Origin of the sequence: Mariprofundus micogutta (assembly GCF_001895085.1) — a bacterium.
Taxonomy (GTDB): Bacteria; Pseudomonadota; Zetaproteobacteria; order Mariprofundales; family Mariprofundaceae; genus Mariprofundus; species Mariprofundus micogutta.
This window is the reverse complement of the sequence record NZ_BDFD01000027.1, coordinates 1-21,191: the sequence shown is the minus strand read 5'-3', so window position 1 is coordinate 21,191 and position 21,191 is coordinate 1. Positions and strand designations below refer to the sequence as shown.

Below are 21,191 nucleotides of genomic sequence, written 5' to 3'. Positions count from 1 at the left end.
ATCATTGTGACATTATAGAGACCGGAAATGAGAGCTGGAGATTCAAAAATAGAGCATGATTTAAACAGACTTTAGGGGGGTCAAAATTGGACGCTGATGGGGGGTCAATTTTGGGTGCTGATTGACAATATAGGTGGACAGAGTGGGAAAAGCGCCAAGTCGAAAAGTTCCTGTAAATGGATTCTTGGCTCGTTCAGCAATATCCTGGATGGTTTCTGTCTCGACCAGTATTCGGCGAGCGGAATGTATAATTTCGTCGCCTTCATCGGTAATCATGATGCGTTTATTGTTCCGCTCAAAAATTTTTATACCTAGATATTCCTCTAGTTTTTTGATTTGAGCACTCAAAGTCGGCTGACTCACGTGGCACTGTTCGGCTGCGTGAGTGAAATTACGTAAATCCGCAACAGCAACAACATAAGAAAGTGCACGTAGATTCATAGTCAGCCTCGCTTGTTAATAGACAAAACCTATAGATAACATAGAAACAATCAATTATACATATAAAAGTCTATTGTTACAATGGATTACATATTCTGTGCTGCTTGATGAGCAGCATCCATTGCAAGGAGGACTGTAACCATGAATCAGCACAAATTAATCATGATAACCGTCGCGGGACTGATGTCCGTCCTGCTATCAACCGTGGGATTAGCAACCCCAGCTAAGAGTTCAGGCGAGCCCAAGTCCAATCAGTTCTGGTGGCCTGAACTGCTGAACCTTGAACCGCTGCATGCGCACGACCCTCGGGCCAACCCTTATGGCAAAGACTTTGACTATACCAAGGCCTTTCAGAGTGTCGATCTCAAGATCTTGAAAAAGGACATCGAGAAGACATTAAAAACCTCGCAGGATTGGTGGCCGGCAGATTGGGGTCACTATGGCGGTTTGATGATCAGGATGGCTTGGCACAGTGCTGGTACTTATCGAGTGCATGACGGGCGAGGTGGTGCTGATGGTGGGCAGCAACGTTTCGAGCCTCTTAATAGCTGGCCAGACAATGCAAACCTGGATAAGGCGCGCCGAATACTCTGGCCGGTCAAACAAAAATATGGCCGTAGCATTTCGTGGTCGGATCTGATGATTCTAGCCGGTAATGTTTCATTGGAATCCATGGGTTTTGAAACCCTAGGCTTTGCCGGTGGCCGCGTGGACGATTGGCAGGCGGACAGGGTTTACTGGGGCCCTGAAACCAAAATGCTGGCTAATAACAAACGCTATAGCAAAGACGGTAAGCTCGAAAAACCGTTGGCCGCCTTGCAGATGGGCCTGATCTATGTAAACCCTGAAGGGCCAAACGGTAATCTCGATCCGGTCTCTGCTGCTGCGGATATACGTGAATCCTTTGGCCGCATGGCAATGGATGATGAAGAGATCGTTGCACTTATCGCGGGCGGACACACCCTTGGCAAGACCCATGGTGCTGTGAAAGCTAGTTGTGTGGGACCCGAGCCAGCCGCCGCTGCCATTGAGGAACAGGGCCAGGGATGGATGAATAAGTGCGGGAAAGGCAATGCGGAAGACACCATGACAAGTGGTCTGGAAGGCGCATGGACACAAACGCCAACGGAATGGTCGATCCTCTTCCTGGACAATCTGTTGCGTTACGATTGGAAAAGGCAGAAGACACCTGCTGGTGGAACAGTATGGCTGCCAACCGATATGGATGCGCACACTGCCGTGCCGGATGCCCATATCAAGGGTAAGCGGAATGCCCCTATTATGCTAACGACAGATTTGGCACTGAAGGAAGATCCCGGTTTCCGTGTAATATCCGAACGTTTCCTGGAGCATCCGAATGAATTCGACAGAGCATTCGCCAAGGCTTGGTTCAAGCTGACGCACCGTGACTTAGGTCCGCGATCGCGCTATCTGGGCACGGAAGCTCCTAAGGAAGTGTTCGCGTGGCAGGACCCTGTTCCTGCACCCGACTACAAGTCGATTAGCGCCAAGGATGTGGCCAAGCTGAAAGCGAAGATTATGAAGTCCGGTTTGAGTGTACCTGAACTTGTTAGGACAGCTTGGGCATCCGCTTCCACATATCGTGGATCTGATATGAGAGGTGGTGCAAACGGAGCCCACTTACGCTTGGCTCCTCAGAAGAACTGGGAAGCCAATGACCCTCAAGAACTAGCGAGAGTATTGAAGAAACTGGTACGCATACAGCTGGCCTTCAACAATAGGGCTGCCGGTGGTAAGCAGGTTTCCATGGCAGATTTGATTGTGCTTGGCGGAGCTGCTGCGATTGAGAAGGCCGCGAAAGATGCCGGTTTCAACGCCAAAGTACCCTTCAGGCCAGGCCGAGGTGATTCATCGCAGAAGATGACAGATGTGCATTCATTCGCCGCACTCGAACCGACTGCTGACGCCTTCCGTAATTACTACAGCGACAGAAGTTATGGGGCGCCGACAAAAATGCTTGTTGAAAAGGCTGACCTGCTGACCCTTACTGTACCGGAAATGACCGTGCTGGTCGGTGGCATGCGTACCATAGGAGCTAATACCGATGGTTCGAAGCTTGGGGTGTTCACCAATACCCCTGGACATCTGAGCAATGATTTCTTTGTCAACTTGCTCGATATGTCCACAAAATGGAAGAAGTCTTCCAAGCATGGCCATGTGTATGAAGGCTATGATCGTCAGTCTGGCAAGCTCAGGTGGACAGCGTCTCCGGTAGACTTAGTTTTCGGCTCAAACTCTGAACTGCGTGCTGTTTCTGAGGTCTATGCCTCCAGTGATTCGAAGGAGAAATTTATACATGACTTTATTGCGGCATGGATCAAAGTCATGAATCTTGATCGTTTTGACAATGGACTGAATTAACAATCTCATGCGCTCTGGGGCTGTGGTGAAAAACTACCACAGCCCTCATATGCAGTTGATGCTCGAAGAGGTATTGAACATCCACCTACTTACAGACACCTGAGTGCTATATGTGAATGTCTCTTTTTGGCCGATAGGCGACCCTCGTTCGAGTCCTTCCAGCATATGCATGCCCGACTCGAACGGATATCTGAAACCGGCTGAAAATGACGTTGATACGTTCTAATACCGGGATTACCCCTGATGATTATCAGTTAAGAGCTGTGAATCCAGAGGGGTATTTAAGGCTTGTAGCTGAGAATCGCATCTCCGATATTAATCGCCTGAGTCGAACTGGTGACCAGTGCAATCGAAGCCCTGTCCTGAGGCACCAGTACTAGCAGTCGGCCGATCTTTTCAAGTGGCAACCGCACATCTTCACCTGTCACTTTATCTTCGACTACACGGCCTGCTTTATAAATAGATAGTGCAGTACCCGGCTTCACGCCATTGGTGATACCCAGGCTGATACCAATCACCTGATTCTGGCCTGCCTCTTTGGCATTATTGCGAATATACATCACGTTGCCGCTCAGCTTCTGATCCGGTGTGCTCGGCACAATCTTTGGATCAATAACCTTGGCGGGTTTCAGACGATCACCTCGGGAAATCTCTTCAAAGCCTTTCACGACCAGGCCGCGATACACGCCGTCAGCATTCGAATCAACACGCACCTGTCCCAGGTGCTCAACCAGAACACCGGCAACATCACCACTGTTCGGATCCCGAACTTCATCGGCAGTACGGAAAACATCAAACAGATCACCCTGTTTGGCAGACTGTTGCAGACGCAGGTAAATATGGTCGTTCACGCCATAATTGATACGCTCATCGCGCGAATCCAGTACATAACCCATGCCTTCGATCTCATCAGCACTGATGAAATCCTGCCGCTCAAGAGCGGCGAGCATAATGGAGGAGTCCACTACCCCATCGATACGTTCAACCGGTTTAATCACCACCTGTGGTCGTGGCGACACGGTAGTTAAACCGCCCTGTTTGATACGCGTGCCATCAAACCAGATTTCGTTGCCCGGATAGATCAAATCCGGATTGGTAATGTAGAGATTACGTTCCCATATTTTCAGCCATTTCCATGGGTCTTTGAAAAAATAATCCGCGATATCCCAAAGCGTGTCATCTTTTTTGACGATGTAGGGCTGTGGCAAATTCGGCTTCACATCATTGGCAGTGATAGTTGGCGGCATTTTCAGGGTATCGGCCTGAACTGGTGCTGAAGCCATTATCAGGCCCAGTGTCAAAGCAATCAGCAATAAGGGATTCGATTTCATATCTGCCTCCACGGCTCTGCCGCATGATCTGAACCAGTGCAACTGCCGCCACTCACATCAGGCATCCGGGCTGGCTTTCCGGTCCTTGCCGATCGCTGGTTCTGTGCCATCGATCAAGCGCCGGATGTTGCTGGCATGTTTCAATGTCACCAGTGAAGCAAAAATCATGCTAACTATCAAAGCAGGGATTGATCCGCCTGTCCACCAGACAAGAAAAGGCAGCACTAATGCTGCAATCACTGAGGACAAGGAGACATATCGGCTGATCATTATCAGTACCAGCCATAGAAAAAAACCAATGCCTGCAGCCAATGGCTGCCAGGGCAACATGGCTCCCAGCATGGTCGCTACGCCTTTGCCGCCTTTGAAACCCAGATAGACCGGATACAGGTGGCCGACAAATGTGGCTGTTGCTATAGCTGCAATCCATATTTCCGGCAAGTCCATCCATACAGCCAGACCGACCGGCAGCAGGCTTTTGGCGATATCCGCAACAAGTGTCAGAATCCCTACGGTTTTGCCACCGGTTCGCATGGCGTTTGTAGCTCCGATATTACCACTACCATGCTCACGCGGGTCGCGATCGGTCATTAAACGGCTAAGCACCAGTCCGAATGGAATAGCTCCGATCAGATAGGAGGCAAAAACGGCCCCTAAAAGCGTAAAGTTCAAATGCCGCCCTTACGGTAATGCTGACGCGAAGCATCCATCTGATGCTGACGCCACTCCGAGCGGGACGCTACGATATAGGTGGGAAGAACAGATTCTACTGCAGCTGGCTCTCCGAATATGGCCGGGAAAGGCTCCCCATCCACTACATTGTCATGCGCCAGCAGCTTTAACTGGTCGAGTGTAATCGGCGGTGTAGGTAACAAACCGGTGAACAGAGCCATTAATTTCGCGGCAAAACCAGGCACCGGTATCAGGAGGCGTTTGCGACCAAGCTCGGCCATAAGCATTTCCAGCAATTCCTGAAAGCTGTAAGTACCAGGCCCACCCAGATCATAGGCCTGGCCGTTCACATGGCGATTGCCAATCGATGAGACAAATGCACGGGCCACATCTTCAACCCATACCGGCTGGAAACGTGTTGCACCGGAAATGACAGGCATCACGGGTAGTAGTGCTGACATGGCTTTGAACTGATTAAAGAAGTTATCGCCTGCGCCATAAATGATCGAAGGCCGGAATATGGTCCAGTTCAAACCCGATTCCCTCACCAGGGCTTCGGCTTCGCCTTTCGTCTGTGCATAAGCACTCTCGTCAACCTGACCTGCTCCCAGCGCGCTCATATGCAGATACTGCTGAACACCGGCTCGTTTACAGGCATCCAATACGCGGGCTACACCATCCACATGTGCTGTGGCAAAATTCTGGCAGCCTTTTTCAAATAATAGCCCGACCAGATAAATCACAGTATCAGCGCCGGCAACTGCCTTATCCAGGCCTGTTCCATCCACCACATCAACTTTGGCCAGTTGCGCGCCATCCACGAGCAACTCACGAGCACGCTCCGGGTGTCTGCAGGCCACTGTCACCTGATGTCCGGCAGCCAGAGCCCTGGCGCGTAATTACGCTACCGACAAATCCACTACCACCAATGATACTAATGCGCTGTCCCATTTTCCCTCTCCCTTGAATAGATGCACACGATCTGCAAGCGGATCACAGATCCTGATTCTTGCACTGGCTGTTGAATCAAAAAACGCACGCACGCCCAGCCCGTACAACTGCAGGGTAAGTATGGCCCTGACTGGCCCAACGTCAATGCATGCACATGGCAAAAACTTTTCACTATTTGAAATATAGTCTATGCTGCGAACAGGGAATTCAGGAGCGGGAGTGTCTTTGTTATATTTACTGGCAATAGCGATTTACTGATATGGGATTTGATTCACCCGATATAGATGCCGTCACCAGCCTGCCTGAAGCGCTGTTCAACGTAGCTGAGCGTTATGCTGCGCGACCAGCTCAGTGGTACCGTAAAAATGGCGAATATTTACCTGTCACCTATGCACAACTGGCCACCCGTGTCCGACGGGTAGCATGTGGCCTGATGGCTGCAGGTATTAAACCCGGAGATCGCATCGGCATATTGATGGAGAATCGCCCGGAGTGGGCCATTGTTGATTATGCAATCCTCTCCATCGGCGCTGTGACTGTGCCCTTATACTGCTCATATCGACCGCAGGACATGGCTTATGTCCTTGAAGATTCCGGTGCTAAAGCGGTATTTACTTCAGGTGGAAACCTGCTGCGTGACCTCAAACTTGCATCCGATAACAACTCCAGCCTCAAACATCTCTATGTCGTGGATGATGTTGTCGATGATGGAATTGTGGAAAACTTTTCAGTTCTCGAAGGTGGCGAGCCTGATGATGAACGCCTGAACCGACGTCTGGCCAAACTGGAGCGAGATCAACTGGCTACGATTGTGTACACCTCAGGCACGACAGCTAACCCGAAAGGGGTGATGCTTAGTCACTGTAATATTCTTACCAACCTTGAAACTGTCCCGGCCGTTATCACCTTGCAGCCCGATGACCGAATGCTCTCATTTTTGCCTCTGGCACATACGCTGGAACGTACAGCCGGCCATTTTCTAGCCTATTCCTATGGCATCTCGGTCGCTTTTGCCGAGCGCCCGGATACCGTTGCCAAAAATATGATTGAGGCAAAACCAACGATTATGATTGCTGTACCGCGTATGCTGGAAGTCGTACGTACACGCATACTGACGCAGGTTAGTAAACAGTCGGGATTCAAACAGAAGCTCTTCAACTCCTATTTCGATCTGGCTAAACGCGAAAACCGGGGACCTGTGGCCGCTCTTGTATTCAAACTGCTTAACAAATTGGTGGGTGAAAAAATTCGTGCTCGCTTCGGTGGCCGGATGCGTGTCATGGTCTCAGGCGGCGCACCACTCAACTCTGAAGTGGGTGAATTCTTTGAAACCCTCAAACTGCCTGTGCTGGAAGGTTATGGTCTTACCGAGTCCGCGCCGCTGCTGGCAGCCAACCCGATGCATGACAGACGAATCGGCTCTGTCGGGCTACCTGGCAAGGGCATTGAAATTAAAATTGCCGATGACGGTGAAATTATCGCACGTGGCAACAATATTATGCAGGGATACTGGAAAAACCGTAAAGCGACCAAAGAGGCATTGATTGATGGCTGGCTTCATACCGGTGACATTGGCGAGTTTGATGCAGATGGCTATCTCAGAATTACTGACAGGAAAAAAGATCTTATCGTGAATTCTGGTGGTGAAAACATTGCTCCGCAGCGTATTGAAGGCTTGCTTGCTATCGATGAAATGATTGATCAGGCCGTAGTTTATGGTGACCAGAAGCCTTATCTGGTTGCCCTGATTGTACCCAACAAAGAAGCCTGCAGCTTGTGGGCTGAATCAGAAGGGCTGCCTGAAGCTGACTGGGATCACCTCTGCGATTCAGACATTCTTAAAAAACATCTGCAAACCAGAATCAACAAGGAACTCAAACCGCTGAATCCGTTTGAACAGGTGCGCCGCATTCATCTGCTGCATGAGGGTTTCACCATTGAATCCGGACTGCTAACCCCCACCATGAAGGTGAAGCGCCGTAAAGTTTACGAACAATTCGCTGATATTTTCATTTCGCTCTACGCATAATCATCTGCCAATAAAGCAGACACCATGCTTTATGTTGGTTGCACACAAACTTAAGGTTGCTCTGAACAACTACATACAGCGCAAGATTTTGACAGGCCTTAAGCATACTCTGACTTGTTCAGAGTATGCTTAAGGCTTTTGGGATGGTTCTTTATTTCTCCGAAACACTATCAGTGCGGTGAGAATAACCAGAGGATTCAACAACACGCCTGAGGCTACTTTTTTCATTATAGCATCTGCTGCAACCGGATCGGGCACTTCACTGCCCACGGGCATATTAGCTCCAACTGCAATCACTATGCCGCCGGCTACGGCTGCTACAACAGCAAGCCATAAGCGATTGATATTGCGTGCAATCAGGTAGCCACAAGCGATATCCAATAATATGCTGATCATACATTCCACCCCGGATTCATTCGATTATCAGAATAGTTCAAATGGCCGGCTTGTAAATGCCTTTATTCACGCCTCCGGGCCTGCGCTGCAGCCCCATTGTTCGCCTCTGCTGCGGCATGAAATACCAGTTATTGGCTCCTGCGCCAGACGATTCAATGACTGGATTGTTTACGCTGATGCGAGCAGGTCATAGTGTATTGTTGTTAATCATGTGTCGGGATTCACATTGGGAGGCAACCATGCATCGAATTATTTTATCTATCTTATGCTTTTTGCCATGTTTTGCTCAGGCTGCCGCACTTGATTCCTGCTCCAGGGTAATCGATGCAAAAGATACAGGCACGCTCAGGATAGCCTTGGAAGACTCCGGCCTGCCCCATTACATCGAGGGAAATACTGTCTGTGTGGAGAAAAAGCATCGTTATGCCTTCCAGATTCTGCTCAATGAAACCTTTTCCCGGACATCCAAAATTGTTCAGAAAGACTGGATTTACATTCCCAAGTCTCCCCGTGGAGATAATCTTGAATACCTGATGCCAATCAACCCGGATATGCATGAAGCCTTGAAGAAGGTACTGACCGAGCGTGAAATCTGGTTTACCACTGATAAAGAGGACATCCTCTGGTTTGAATTGGCGAACCGCTCCAAAGTCCTGGATATCATCTTCGACATTTCCGAGGGCAAAATCAAAGTCGACTCTCACAAGTATTAGACTATTCGCGTCGGCTTCTGTTCAGTAAACACTCTCTGATCAGGCTTCAGCGATCTCCCACAAATAAGCCGGGGAGAGCTGCTCCCTTTCACTGTTTCTTCTTTTCTCCATAGGCTGAATAGAATTTCTAAACAAAAAAGGGCACCCAAAGGTGCCCTTTTTTGATTTTACGTTTGGCTTAGTTATGCAGCTTCGTCTTCAGCGCCTTGCACATCGGCCACGCCGCCATCATCAACAACCTGTCCGAGTTCTTCGAGAATATCGGCATCAGGCGCCTTCTCGATGATCTCTTCATCGGCTTCCACGACTACCGGCTTGGGAGCATTGCGTGTCGCAAGACCCGTACCAGCTGGCAACAGACGTCCGAGAATCACGTTCTCTTTCAGACCCAGCAACCAGTCCACTTTACCTGCTAGTGCAGCTTCAGTGATGACTCGAGTGGTCTCCTGGAAAGAGGCCGCTGAAATGAATGAGTCAGTGTTCAGACTAGACTTGGTAATACCCAACAGGATTGGTTCAAATGTAGCCGGAGCCTTGCCTTCAGCTACCAGTTTACGGTTGGCCTGCAATACATGCTTGCGAACCGGCTGTTCACCTGCAACGAAGTTAGACTGACCCGGATCAATGATCTGAACCTTACGCATCATCTGACGTGCGATCACTTCAATATGCTTATCATTGATCTTCACACCCTGCAGACGGTAAACCTCCTGAATCTCATCAGTCAGATAACCCGCCAGTGCTTCAACGCCAAGTACCTTCAGAATATCCTGAGGAGCAGGAGAACCTTCCATCAGACGCTCACCACGACGTACACGGTCACCTTCCTGAACGAGAATCTGGGAGCCCTTCGGAATCTGATATTCAAACTGATCAGAGCCATCGGACGGATCTACATACACACGACGCTTACCGCGAATATCCTTACCAAAGGAGATCACGCCATCAGCACCTGCGATGAAGGCCAGGTTCTTCGGCTTACGAGCTTCAAACAGCTCGACAACGCGTGGCAGACCACCGGTAATATCCTTGGTCTTGCCCGCTTCACGAGGAATGCGTGCCAGTACGTGGCCTGCCCGAACTTCGATTTCGTTATCAACATTCAGGATCGCGCCTGGTGACAGGAAGTAACGCGCTGGCGTATTGGTACGGGCCAGTACAATTGGATCACCTTCAGGGTCTTTTGGATCAACCAGATGAATCTGCGGACGCAGTGCATCTTTACGCGTATCTGCCTGCTGAGTCACAACACGGCTGGATAGGCCGGTCACCTCATCAGACTGCTCACGCATGGTGATACCTTCTTCCAGGTCAACGAAGCGAATCTTACCATCGGTTTCAGCAATCAACGGCATGGTATATGGATCCCACTCGGCCAGTTTCTGACCTGCCTTGATTTTTTCGCCATCTTTAATCAGCAGATGTGCACCATATGGAATACGATGACGTTCAAGCTCTTTACCCTGGCTATCGGTAATCACTGTTTCGGTATGACGGTTGATAACAATCTCATCACCATTCGTATCGATTACAGTAATCGGCGCTTCCAGTTTCAGAACACCACCGAATTTAGCTTCAACATGTGCCTGCTCAGCAGAACGGGATGCAGTACCACCAACATGGAATGTACGCATGGTCAGCTGTGTGCCCGGCTCACCAATCGACTGGGCTGCAATCACACCAACAGCTTCACCGATACCTACAGGTGTACCATGGGCCAGATCACGTCCATAACAGTTTGCACAAACACCATCTTCAGCTTCACAGGTCAGAACGGAACGGATACGAACAGATTCAACTGCAGCCTCTTCGATCTTCTTGGCCAGCTCTTCGTTAACCATCGCTCCGGCCGGAGCAATTTCTTCGCCTGAGATTGGATCAACTGCAGAGTCAATCAATACACGGCCGAGAACACGCTCGTACAGTGCTTCAATGACTTCACCACCTTCAACCAGAGCCGTAAGGTTCACACCATTTTCAGTGCCACAGTCCTGAACACGGACAACCGCATCCTGTGCCACATCAACCAGACGACGCGTCAGGTAACCCGAGTTCGCCGTTTTCAGTGCAGTATCAGCAAGACCTTTACGCGCACCATGTGTAGAGATGAAGTATTGCAGAATGGTCAGGCCTTCACGGAAGTTCGCGGTAATCGGCGTTTCGATAATCGAACCATCCGGTTTAGCCATCAGGCCACGCATACCGGCAAGCTGTCGAATCTGCTGTGCAGAACCACGCGCTCCGGAATCTGCCATCATATAAACCGGGTTAAAGGTCTTGGCAGTTTCAGTCTCTTTGCCATCGGCAGAGGTCATTTCTTCAGTGGCCAGGTTATCCATCATGGCTCGCGCAACTTTTTCAGATGTATGCGTCCAAAGGTCGATCACCTTGTTATAGCGCTCACCAGCGGTAATCAAACCGTCTGCGTACTGCTTCTGAACCTTGGCTACTTCAGCCTCGGTTGTAGCTACTGTGCTTACCTTACTATCCGGAACCACAACATCGCCCAGGGCAAAAGATGCGCCTGACTTGGTCGCATAGGTATAACCGAATACTTTCAGTCGATCTGCCAGCAATACAGTCGCCTTGTTACCGGCGAAACGATAAGCCTCTTCAATCAAGCCACCCGTATCTTTCTTGGTCAACTCGCGGTTGATGGTAGAGAATGGCAGTTCTTCCGGTAGAATCGTGGAGAGAATCGCACGACCAACCGTGGTTTTTTCACGCGTGCCGCGAACACGGCAAACAATACGGCTATGTAGTTCAACAACACCGGCATCCAGTGCGCGCTGTACTTCATCAGGTGAAGAGAAGACCATGTTCTCGCCCTTACCGAAAGGACGTTCACGGGTCAGATAATAGATACCCAGAACCATATCCTGAGTAGGTACAATCACTGGTTTACCTGTTGCAGGCGAGAGGATGTTATTGGTCGACATCATCAATGCGCGTGCTTCAGTCTGTGCTTCAATAGAGAGCGGCACATGCACAGCCATCTGGTCACCATCGAAGTCGGCATTGAATGCAGTACATACCAGAGGATGCAGCTGAATCGCTTTACCTTCGATCAGTACAGGTTCAAATGCCTGAATACCCAGGCGATGCAGCGTCGGCGCACGGTTAAGCATGACCGGATGCTGATGAATCACCTCGGCCAGAATATCCCAAACTTCCGGAATGCCCTGCTCTACCAGCTTCTTGGCAGCCTTGATGGTGTTCGCCAGACCACGAAGTTCCAGCTTGTTATAGATAAATGGCTTGAACAGCTCGAGCGCCATCTTCTTCGGCAAACCACATTGATGCAGTTTAAGCTCAGGACCCACCACGATCACGGAACGACCGGAATAATCCACACGTTTACCCAGCAGATTTTGACGGAAACGTCCCTGTTTACCCTTGATCACATCAGAGAGTGATTTCAATGGGCGACGGTTGTTACCGGCAATCGGCTTGGAGCGACGGTCATTATCAAATAGCGCGTCTACAGACTCCTGCAGCATACGCTTTTCATTACGGGTAATGATTTCAGGTGCATTCAACTCCAGCAGTCGTTTCAGACGGTTGTTACGGTTGATCACACGGCGATACAGGTCATTCAGATCAGAAGTCGCAAAGCGGCCACCATCCAGCGGTACCAGCGGACGAATTTCAGGCGGCAGTACCGGAATCACATTCAGAACCATCCATTCAGGGTGGTTGCCGGATCCCAGCATTGCTTCCACAGTGGAAAGGCGTTTAGTCAGCTTGGTCAGCTTGGTGACAGCCTTGGTAGCACCAATCTGGGCACGCAGAGACTGACGCTCTTCTTCCAGATCAATATTCTGCAACATTTCCTGCAGCGCTTCTGCACCCATACCGGCACGGAACTCTTCTCCATACTCTTCAAAGGCTTCAATATACTCTTCTTCGGTCATGATCTGGAACTGTTCCAGACTGGTCAGACCGGCATCAAGTACAATATAGGATTCGAAATAGAGCACGCGCTCCAGCTCTTTCAGCGTTTTATCCAGCAACAAGCCGATACGAGACGGCAGGCTTTTCAGGAACCAGATATGTGCAACCGGAGCTGCCAGATCGATATGACCCATACGCTCACGGCGCACTTTGGACTGAATCACTTCAACCGAACATTTTTCACATACAACACCACGATGTTTCAGGCGTTTGTATTTACCACACAGGCACTCGTAATCTTTAATCGGGCCAAAAATCTTGGCGCAAAAAAGACCATCACGCTCAGGCTTGAATGTACGGTAGTTGATAGTCTCAGGCTTCTTAACCTCGCCATAAGACCATGAACGAATTTTTTCCGGACTAGCTAAGCCAACACGCAGGCCATCGAAATCTTCGATGCTGGATGGCTTCTGGAACATTCTGAGAAGTTCTTGCATGGCTTATTCTCCTTCGGTCTCGGCTGGATGTTTAACCATAGAAAGGTCAATTCCCAACGCATTCAATTCCTTGGTCATTACGTTAAAGGATTCTGGAATCCCCGCTTCGAATGACATATCACCGCGAACAATAGACTCGTACATCTTCGTACGACCCTGAACATCATCCGACTTCACAGTCAGCATCTCCTGCAGCGTGTAGGCAGCGCCATATGCTTCAAGAGCCCAGACTTCCATCTCACCGAAACGCTGACCACCGAACTGGGCTTTACCACCCAGAGGCTGCTGTGTTACCAGAGAGTATGGACCCGTTGAACGAGCATGAATCTTCTCATCAACAAGATGATGCAGTTTAATGATATACATGTGGCCGATGGTAATCGCACGATCAAATGCTTCACCGCTACGGCCATCATACAGTGTGGTCTGACCTGTTTCAGGCAGGCCGGCCAGTTTCAGCATGCGCTGAATATTTGCTTCCTTGGCACCGTCAAACACAGGTGTACCAATAGGAACACCACCTTTCAGGTTATTAGCCAGCTCAGTCAGACCCTCTTCATCCATTTCAGAGATGTCTTTGCATGCAGACTCATCTTCTGCATAGCAATCCAGCAGATAACTACGTACCTCTTCCTGTACGGCTCCTGCCTGCAGCATGGCATTGAGTTTCTTGCCCAGTCCGCTTGCAGCCCAGCCCATATGAATTTCGAAAATCTGTCCGATATTCATACGCGATGGTACGCCCAATGGGTTCAGGCAGATATCAACCGGAGTACCGTCTTCGGTAAATGGCATATCTTCTTCCGGTACGATGACCGAAATAACACCCTTGTTACCATGACGACCGGCCATCTTATCACCCGGCTGAAGTTTACGTTTCACAGCTACGAATACTTTCACAACCTTGATCACGCCAGGTTTCAGCTCAGAGCCTTCACGCACCTTGGCCACTTTTTCTTCAAAACGTGATTCAAGTTTAGCGCGCTCTTTGTCCATGGACTCAAGAATCTCAGCCACGCGCTCATTAACAGCATCATCAGCAACAGATACACCCGACAGATCACGCAGGTTCAGGGCTTTAATATCTGCAGCCTTGATTGCATCACCTTTCTTCAGGCCCTTGAATTGTGCTGCAGACTGACCAACCAGCAGTCCCTGCAGACGGCTGACGGCATTGCCTTCAAGAATGCGACGCTCTTCTTCTTTATCAGCATAAAGCTGTTCGATAGAAGACTCTTCAATCACCTTGGCACGGTCATCTTTCTCATCACCGCGACGCGTAAATACCTGAACGTCTACAACAACACCTTCTTCGCCTGGTTTAACACGCATGGATGTGTCACGAACGTCAGATGCTTTTTCACCAAAGATTGCGCGTAGCAACTTTTCTTCAGGAGAGAGCTGTGTTTCACCCTTTGGTGTGATCTTACCGACCAGGATATCACCCTGTTTCACTTCAGCACCGATGTAAGCAATACCACACTCGTCCAGATGACGCAGTGCATCTTCACCGACATTTGGGATATCGCGGGTAATCTCTTCAGCACCGAGCTTGGTATCACGAGCTACCGCTTCAAACTCTTCAATATGGATGGATGTATACACATCGTCTTTCACCAGCTTCTCGGAGATAACGATCGCATCCTCAAAGTTGTAACCACGCCATGGCATCAGTGCTACCAGTGCGTTACGTCCCAGTGCCAACTCACCCAGATCAGTAGACGGTCCATCAGCGATAATATCGCCTTTGGCTACAATCTCTCCGGATTTGACCAGCGGACGCTGGTTAAAGCAGGTGTTCTGGTTAGAGCGGCGATATTTGAACAGGCGATAGATATCCACGCCCGGCTCACCTTCAACCTGCTCGTCATCATTCACTTTCACTACGATACGTTCGCCATCAACACGATCGACCACGCCACCACGGCGAGCGACCTGAGATACTCCCGAGTCACGAGCCAGCGGACCTTCCATGCCTGTACCAACCAGAGGCTTTTCACTCTTCAGCAATGGCACAGCCTGACGCATCATGTTTGAACCCATCAATGCACGGTTCGCATCATCATGCTCAAGGAACGGAATCAGACCGGAACACACGGAAACCACCTGTGAAGGTGATACATCCATGTAATTGATCTCGGCTGGCGTAGCCATAATGAATTCGCCGGCCTGACGACACTGGATCAGGTCTGAAACAAACCGACCATTCTCGTCCACTTTAGCATTCGCCTGAGCGATGACAGGTGTTGCTTCATCAATCGCAGAGAGGTAATCAACGGTATCTGTCACCTGACCATCCACAACGCGACGGTATGGAGACTCGATGAAGCCAAAGTCATTGACCTTGGCATAGGTCGCCAGTGAGTTGATCAGGCCGATGTTCGGGCCTTCAGGCGTTTCAATTGGGCAGAGACGGCCATAATGCGTTGGATGTACGTCACGTACTTCAAAACCGGCGCGTTCACGTGACAGACCACCGGGGCCCAATGCTGAGAGACGACGCTTGTGCGTCACTTCTGACAATGGATTCGTCTGATCCATAAACTGTGACAACTGTGATGAACCGAAAAATTCTTTCACAGATGCAATCAACGGTTTCGCGTTGACGACGTCTGAAGGCATCATTTCAGTCAGGTCACCGGAGCTCAAGCGCTCACGAATAGCGCGCTCCATGCGCACCAGGCCAACACGGATCTGATTTTCCAGCAACTCGCCTACTGAACGCAGACGACGATTACCCAAGTGGTCAATATCATCCACTTCACCAATACCGTCACGCAGTGACAGCAGTGTATTCAGTGCCAGCAGAATATCTTCATCACGCAGGGTACCCTGATCCAGCGGTACATCATCATTGCTGATTTCCAGGCGACTATTCAGTTTCATACGACCGACACGGGAAAGGTCGTAACGTGATGTGTCATAGAACAGTGATTCAAACAATGCCTTGGCAGTTTCAACTGTTGGCGGCTCACCAGGACGCATCATACGGTAGATTTCAACACGAGCTTCCTCACGTGACTGTACCATATCCAGACGCAGGGTGTCGGCCAGCCACGGACCACGTACTGACGTGTCGATCAACAAGCAATCAAACTGTTTGATGCCTGCGCCCTGCAGTGCAGAGATAGACTCTTCTGTCAGCTCCTGGTTGTGGTCGATAAGAATTTCACCGCCATCAATCAGGATGGGTTCAGCAGCAACTTCACCGATAACGCTCTCAACCGGCACATCGATCCAGTCAACTTCAGCTTCGCTGAGGCGTTTGATAGCCATCTTGGTGAACTTCTTGCCTTCAGCAACAATACGCTTGTTACCGATTTTGATGGTAGTAACAGCGCGAGTACCTTCAAACAGTTCTGGTACAAATTTAACCTGAACACCCTTCTTGCTGAAGCGGTAGGTGCGACGCTGATAAAAACGGTTAAGAATTTCCTGTGTAGAGAGGCCCAATGCTTTGAGCAGAACACCAACAGGCATCTTGCGACGCAAGTCGATACGGAAATGTACCTTATCTTTTGCATCAAACTCGAAATCGAGCCATGAACCACGGTAAGGAATCACACGTGCTTTAAACAGGAATTTACCGGAGGCATGCGTTTTGCCTCTGTCATGGTCGAAGAATACACCCGGAGAACGGTGCATCTGGGATACAATGGCACGCTCTGTACCATTGATAATGAACGAGCCGTGCTCGGTCATAGCCGGGATTTCACCCATATAAACGGATTGGTCACGAACTTCGCGAACTTTGCGCTTGCCGCGCTTTTCGCCTTCGGACTCAAATATTTTCAGACGCAGCTTCACCTTCACCGGCAGAGCATAAGTCAGGTCGCGGCGGCGACATTCGTCGAGGTCATAACGTGGCGGGCTGTATTCCAGTCCTTCAAAGCCCAGTTCAGCATTGCCGGCATAATCGCGAACCGGGAATACAGTCTGAAATACTGTGGACAGGCGGGAGTCGTTGACCGCTTCGCCATAACCCACAAACTGATAATATGATTCAGTCTGAAGATTCAGCATGTTTGGCATGCTGATCGGAGAGCGAATACTACCAAAATTCTTACGAATACGTTTTAATGATGCTTGCTTAGCCATTATAACCTCGAACGACGAACAGATTTTCTCTTGAAAACTTTTAATGCGAAAAAGGCTAAACCCCGACGACTTTCGTCGCCGGGGATTAACCTGATACGTTTACTTTCGAAACGGTAACAATTGAGGCAGGGCTTATTTCAGCTCTACGATTGCGCCTGCTTCTTCCAGCTTAGCTTTCAGCTCTTCAGCTTCATCCTTGGAAACGCCTTCTTTCAAGTTACCTGGTGCGCCGTCAACTACTGCCTTGGCTTCTTTCAGACCCAGGCCAGTTGCTTCACGAACTGCTTTGATCACCTGAATTTTCTTGTCGCCTGCAGACTGCAGAACAACGTCGAATTCAGTTTTCTCAGCAGCGGCAGCAGCATCGCCACCAGCAGCCGGACCAGCAGCTACAGCTACAGGTGCAGCTGCAGATACGCCGAACTTGTCTTCAAGAGCAGTTACCAGCTCAGACAGTTCCAGTACGGTCATAGTTTCAATTGCTTCGATTAGTTCATCTTTAGTGATTGCCATTTTGTTTAGCTCCTTGTGCTATAAGTTAAAAATATTAGTGATAAATGTTATGCGGCTTCTTTCTGATCGCGAATTGCTGCCAGTGTGCGAACGAATGATGCAGGTACTTCAGCCAGTGTGCGGACGAATCCGGAAATTGGCGACTGCATGCTTCCGAGCATTTTAGCCAGCAGAACTTCACGAGATGGCAGACTGGCCAGTGCATTAACACCAGCAGCGTCAACCATTGTGCCGTCGAGTACTCCACCCTGGATCTCTAGCGCTTTATTGCTTTTGGCGAAGTCTGAGATGGCTTTAGCCATACCGACAGGATCTTTACCATAAGCGATCGCTACAGGACCAGTGAACAGTTCTTCAGCTGCTTTAAAGCCCGTACCATCTGCCGCGCGACGCGCCAGTGTGTTTTTCACAACCTGCAGTGACACATCTACATTATGCAGAGCGCGACGAAGATCTCCCATTTGGGAAACACTCAGACCGCGGTAGTGTGTAACTACGCCGGATGTGGATTCGGACCAGGCAGCGTGAAGTTCTTCGACAATGCGTTGTTTGTCTTGCTTATTCACATTTACCCCCTTGCTTTTTCGACCCGCGCAAGTGGCTTGCACCCCATCTATGCAGGAAGGGTTACCCCAATTAAGCCGCGCTCATCATAAGCATGGCCCCAACAGTCTAGGACGGATCGTTATTTTCGATTTTCCTTCCCCGGCTATGCCGGGTCAGTGCTATCGATTCTTTTGCCTTTCGGCACTGCCAGCTTTGAAGCCAGCAAACCAGTGCGCCAGCCCTCCGGGGCTGGCACGAATTCAATTACAGAGTGGTTTCATCCACACGTACGCCTGCACCCATTGTGGATGACATGCTCATCTTCAGCATATAACGGCCTTTAGAAGATGAAGGCTTCATGCGGTTCAACTCGCTCAGCAGAAATTCAATGTTTTCATTCAATTTGTCAGCATCAAAAGAACGACGACCAACAGGCGCATGAATAACCGCACCCTTATCTACACGAACTTCAATCTGACCGGACTTGATTGCGCCAACAGCTTTGGTCACATCCATGGTTACTGTGCCCAGCTTAGGGTTTGGCATCAAACCACGGGGGCCTAGTACGCGACCCAGCTTACCAACCTGACCCATCATATCCGGTGTAGCTACAACACGGTCGAAATCCATGAAACCGTCCTGAATCTTTTCAACCAGATCATCCGCTCCAACGATATCAGCACCAGCTGCAGTTGCTTCTTCAGCCTTAGGACCTTTGGCAAATACCGCTACGCGGACAGTTTTACCAGTACCGTTTGGCAATGAGATCGAACCACGAACCATCTGATCAGCATGGCGAGGATCTACACCCAGCTTAATTGCAACATCGATGGATTCGTCAAATTTAGTAGCTGGCTGAGCCAGAATTGCGTCAACAGCTGCTTTTACTGTTACGGCCTGTGCTGGTACAGCTTCCAGGCTTGCTTTCATACGTTTAGTCATCTTAGCCATGATCTACCCCTTAACCTTCAATTTCCAGACCCATTGATACGGCGGTGCCAGCGATAATTTTCGCACCGGCTTCTACGTCGTAGCAGTTCAGGTCAGCCATTTTGGTTTCAGCGATTTCACGAAGCTGAGCATTGGTTACAGTGCCCACTTTATTCTTGTTCGGCTCGCCGCTGCCTTTCTGAATCTTGGCCGCTTTTTTCAGCAACACAGATGCAGGTGGGGTTTTGATAACGAAATCAAAGGAACGGTCTGCATAAACACTGATTACTACCGGCAGTGTCAGACCTTTTTCCATCTCCTGTGTTTTGGCGTTAAACGCCTTACAGAATTCCATGATGTTCACACCAGCCTGACCGAGAGCCGGACCTACTGGTGGAGCTGGATTTGCGGAACCTGCAGGAACCTGCAGCTTCACGATTTTATCGAGTTTCTTTGCCATTTATAATCTCCAACCGGTTTTGGGCCTCTTGCCCTCTACCTTTGTACGCATGCCACTGTCTGTGACTTATGCTCCCGCATCTTCTGCGGTAATACCTTCACATCTTGTGAAAGCGTTTGTTTATAAAAAGTGTAGAGACTTTCGTCTCAGCCCTTTTCAACCTGAATATATTCCAGTTCAACCGGAGTAGGACGACCGAAGATGGACACGCTGACTTTCAGCTTGGCCTTGTCTTCCATCACCTCTTCAACGACACCGTTAAAGGAGGCAAACGGACCGTCGATCACACGAACAGCATCGCCAATATCAAACATCACCTTAGGTTTCGGACGCTCAATGCCTTCCTCAATCTGGTGAATCAATGCATCCACTTCACGTTGCGGCATCGGACGCGGCTTACCACTTGAACCGAGGAAACCACTGACCTGACGCGTGTCTTTAACCACATGCCACGTATCATCGTTCATTTCCATTTCAACCAGGATATAACCCGGAAAAAACTTTCGCTGCGAGGTTACTTTCTGCCCCTCTTTCAGCTCCACAACTTCTTCACGAGGCACAAGGATTTGACCGAACTTATCAGCCTGCCCTGCGCGTTCAGCGTTCTCACGCAACATGGCTTCAACTTTATCTTCAAAGTTGGAGTAAACCTGTACGACATACCAGTTCATCGCCATTAGATCACCTGCTGCACGAGAGCACTCAGGCCCCAGTCTACCAGCCACAAAAACAGGGCCACAAAGATAACCATGACAAACACCATAAGTGTTGCCGAAATTGTCTCTTTACGCTCAGGCCACGTCACCTTTTTGGTTTCGACCTTCACTTCGTTCATGAACTTACGCATCTCAGCGACACGACTCATAATCAGCTCCTATTCACCTAATACACAAAGCTTATCTGGCAGGCGAGGAGGGACTCGAACCCACAGCACCCGGTTTTGGAGACCGGTACTCTACCAATTGAGCTACTCGCCTAAATCTTTACTTAATCTTCGATTCTTTGTGCGGTGTATGCTTACGACATGAGTTGCAGTACTTACTCAGCACCAGCTTGTCAGTCATCGTACGCTTGTTTTTATCTGTCGTGTAGTTACGGCGTTTGCACTCTTCGCACGCTAATGACAACAATTCACGCATTTCCTATTCTCCAGTGACGGCAAAGCGGCGGTAGCACAAGTCTACCGCCGCTGCACGATTTTAACTTCTTACTTACTAATGTCGGTAACGACGCCAGCGCCGACCGTACGACCACCTTCGCGGATTGCGAAACGAAGTTCCTTATCCATTGCGATTGGGGTAATCAATTCAACATCCATAGCGATGTTATCGCCTGGCA

At 49.6% G+C, this 21,191-nt stretch carries 18 protein-coding genes and 1 tRNA gene; 3 read left to right on the top strand and 16 right to left on the bottom strand.

What is annotated here, in order from left to right; translation table 11 throughout:
- Positions 1 to 60: 60 nt before the first annotated feature.
- Positions 61 to 441: a LysR family transcriptional regulator gene (locus MMIC_RS11525; RefSeq protein WP_072660631.1), complete on the bottom strand. Its 381-nt coding sequence runs from the start codon at positions 439 to 441 to the stop codon at positions 61 to 63.
- Positions 442 to 582: 141 nt separating this feature from the next.
- On the opposite strand from MMIC_RS11525, the gene katG reads away from it, so the two are divergent.
- The gene (gene katG / locus MMIC_RS11520; protein ID WP_072660630.1) at positions 583 to 2,823 is read left to right on the top strand and encodes a catalase/peroxidase HPI; all 2,241 of its coding nucleotides are present in this window, start codon (positions 583 to 585) and stop codon (positions 2,821 to 2,823) included.
- A 281-nt stretch (positions 2,824 to 3,104) separates the two neighbouring features.
- On the opposite strand, the gene MMIC_RS11515 is transcribed toward katG, so the two are convergent.
- The 3 genes from MMIC_RS11515 to MMIC_RS11505 are packed head-to-tail and all read right to left on the bottom strand — an operon-like array spanning position 3,105 to position 5,692.
- A complete protein-coding gene (locus MMIC_RS11515; RefSeq protein ID WP_083530585.1) occupies positions 3,105 to 4,154 on the bottom strand; it encodes a LysM peptidoglycan-binding domain-containing protein in 1,050 nt (349 codons plus the stop codon).
- A 57-nt stretch (positions 4,155 to 4,211) separates the two neighbouring features.
- Positions 4,212 to 4,826: a glycerol-3-phosphate 1-O-acyltransferase PlsY gene (gene plsY, locus MMIC_RS11510; RefSeq protein ID WP_072660629.1), complete on the bottom strand. Its 615-nt coding sequence runs from the start codon at positions 4,824 to 4,826 to the stop codon at positions 4,212 to 4,214.
- Positions 4,823 to 5,692 (bottom strand): complex I NDUFA9 subunit family protein, encoded by an 870-nt coding sequence (locus tag MMIC_RS11505; protein ID WP_265331372.1) that lies wholly within the window; start codon positions 5,690 to 5,692, stop codon positions 4,823 to 4,825. The genes plsY and MMIC_RS11505 overlap by 4 nt, the downstream gene beginning before the upstream one ends.
- 344 nt (positions 5,693 to 6,036) lie before the next feature.
- Here MMIC_RS11505 and MMIC_RS11500 point away from each other — a divergent pair, with 344 nt between their 5' ends.
- Positions 6,037 to 7,806 carry an AMP-dependent synthetase/ligase gene (locus MMIC_RS11500; RefSeq protein ID WP_072660628.1) on the top strand — a complete coding sequence of 590 codons (1,770 nt, stop codon included), beginning with the start codon at positions 6,037 to 6,039 and terminating at the stop codon, positions 7,804 to 7,806.
- Positions 7,807 to 7,935: 129 nt separating this feature from the next.
- Here the strand turns inward: MMIC_RS11500 and MMIC_RS11495 are convergent, their stop codons facing one another.
- Positions 7,936 to 8,202, bottom strand: coding sequence for a hypothetical protein (locus tag MMIC_RS11495; protein WP_072660627.1), 267 nt, complete (start codon positions 8,200 to 8,202; stop codon positions 7,936 to 7,938).
- Positions 8,203 to 8,441: 239 nt separating this feature from the next.
- Here MMIC_RS11495 and MMIC_RS11490 point away from each other — a divergent pair, with 239 nt between their 5' ends.
- Complete coding sequence (locus MMIC_RS11490; RefSeq protein ID WP_072660626.1) at positions 8,442 to 8,915, top strand: hypothetical protein; 474 nt, start codon at positions 8,442 to 8,444, stop codon at positions 8,913 to 8,915.
- Between the two features lie 182 nt (positions 8,916 to 9,097).
- Here the strand turns inward: MMIC_RS11490 and rpoC are convergent, their stop codons facing one another.
- From rpoC to MMIC_RS11435, 11 genes are all read right to left on the bottom strand, one after another.
- Complete coding sequence (rpoC, locus tag MMIC_RS11485; protein WP_072660625.1) at positions 9,098 to 13,306, bottom strand: DNA-directed RNA polymerase subunit beta'; 4,209 nt, start codon at positions 13,304 to 13,306, stop codon at positions 9,098 to 9,100.
- 3 nt (positions 13,307 to 13,309) lie between these two features.
- Entirely contained in the window at positions 13,310 to 17,404 is a 4,095-nt protein-coding gene (gene rpoB / locus MMIC_RS11480; RefSeq protein WP_072660624.1) for a DNA-directed RNA polymerase subunit beta, read from the bottom strand.
- Between the two features lie 132 nt (positions 17,405 to 17,536).
- Positions 17,537 to 17,911 (bottom strand): 50S ribosomal protein L7/L12, encoded by a 375-nt coding sequence (gene rplL, locus MMIC_RS11475; protein ID WP_072660632.1) that lies wholly within the window; start codon positions 17,909 to 17,911, stop codon positions 17,537 to 17,539.
- Positions 17,912 to 17,964: 53 nt separating this feature from the next.
- Entirely contained in the window at positions 17,965 to 18,483 is a 519-nt protein-coding gene (gene rplJ, locus MMIC_RS11470) for a 50S ribosomal protein L10 (protein WP_072660623.1), read from the bottom strand.
- A 244-nt stretch (positions 18,484 to 18,727) separates the two neighbouring features.
- Complete coding sequence (gene rplA, locus MMIC_RS11465; protein ID WP_072660622.1) at positions 18,728 to 19,414, bottom strand: 50S ribosomal protein L1; 687 nt, start codon at positions 19,412 to 19,414, stop codon at positions 18,728 to 18,730.
- A 10-nt stretch (positions 19,415 to 19,424) separates the two neighbouring features.
- Entirely contained in the window at positions 19,425 to 19,853 is a 429-nt protein-coding gene (gene rplK / locus MMIC_RS11460) for a 50S ribosomal protein L11 (protein WP_072660621.1), read from the bottom strand.
- A 146-nt stretch (positions 19,854 to 19,999) separates the two neighbouring features.
- Complete coding sequence (gene nusG, locus MMIC_RS11455; RefSeq protein ID WP_072660620.1) at positions 20,000 to 20,530, bottom strand: transcription termination/antitermination protein NusG; 531 nt, start codon at positions 20,528 to 20,530, stop codon at positions 20,000 to 20,002.
- Positions 20,530 to 20,718, bottom strand: a complete 189-nt coding sequence (gene secE / locus MMIC_RS11450; RefSeq protein ID WP_072660619.1) for a preprotein translocase subunit SecE — start codon at positions 20,716 to 20,718, stop codon at positions 20,530 to 20,532. The genes nusG and secE overlap by 1 nt, the downstream gene beginning before the upstream one ends.
- Before the next feature lie 36 nt (positions 20,719 to 20,754).
- Positions 20,755 to 20,830: transfer RNA gene (locus MMIC_RS11445), tRNA-Trp, on the bottom strand.
- A 6-nt stretch (positions 20,831 to 20,836) separates the two neighbouring features.
- Positions 20,837 to 20,992: a 50S ribosomal protein L33 gene (rpmG, locus tag MMIC_RS11440; protein WP_072660618.1), complete on the bottom strand. Its 156-nt coding sequence runs from the start codon at positions 20,990 to 20,992 to the stop codon at positions 20,837 to 20,839.
- A gap of 68 nt (positions 20,993 to 21,060) precedes the next feature.
- Positions 21,061 to 21,191, bottom strand: a 131-nt coding sequence (locus tag MMIC_RS11435) for an EF-Tu C-terminal domain-related protein (RefSeq protein ID WP_507761191.1), incomplete at its 5' end; no start/stop codon positions are given.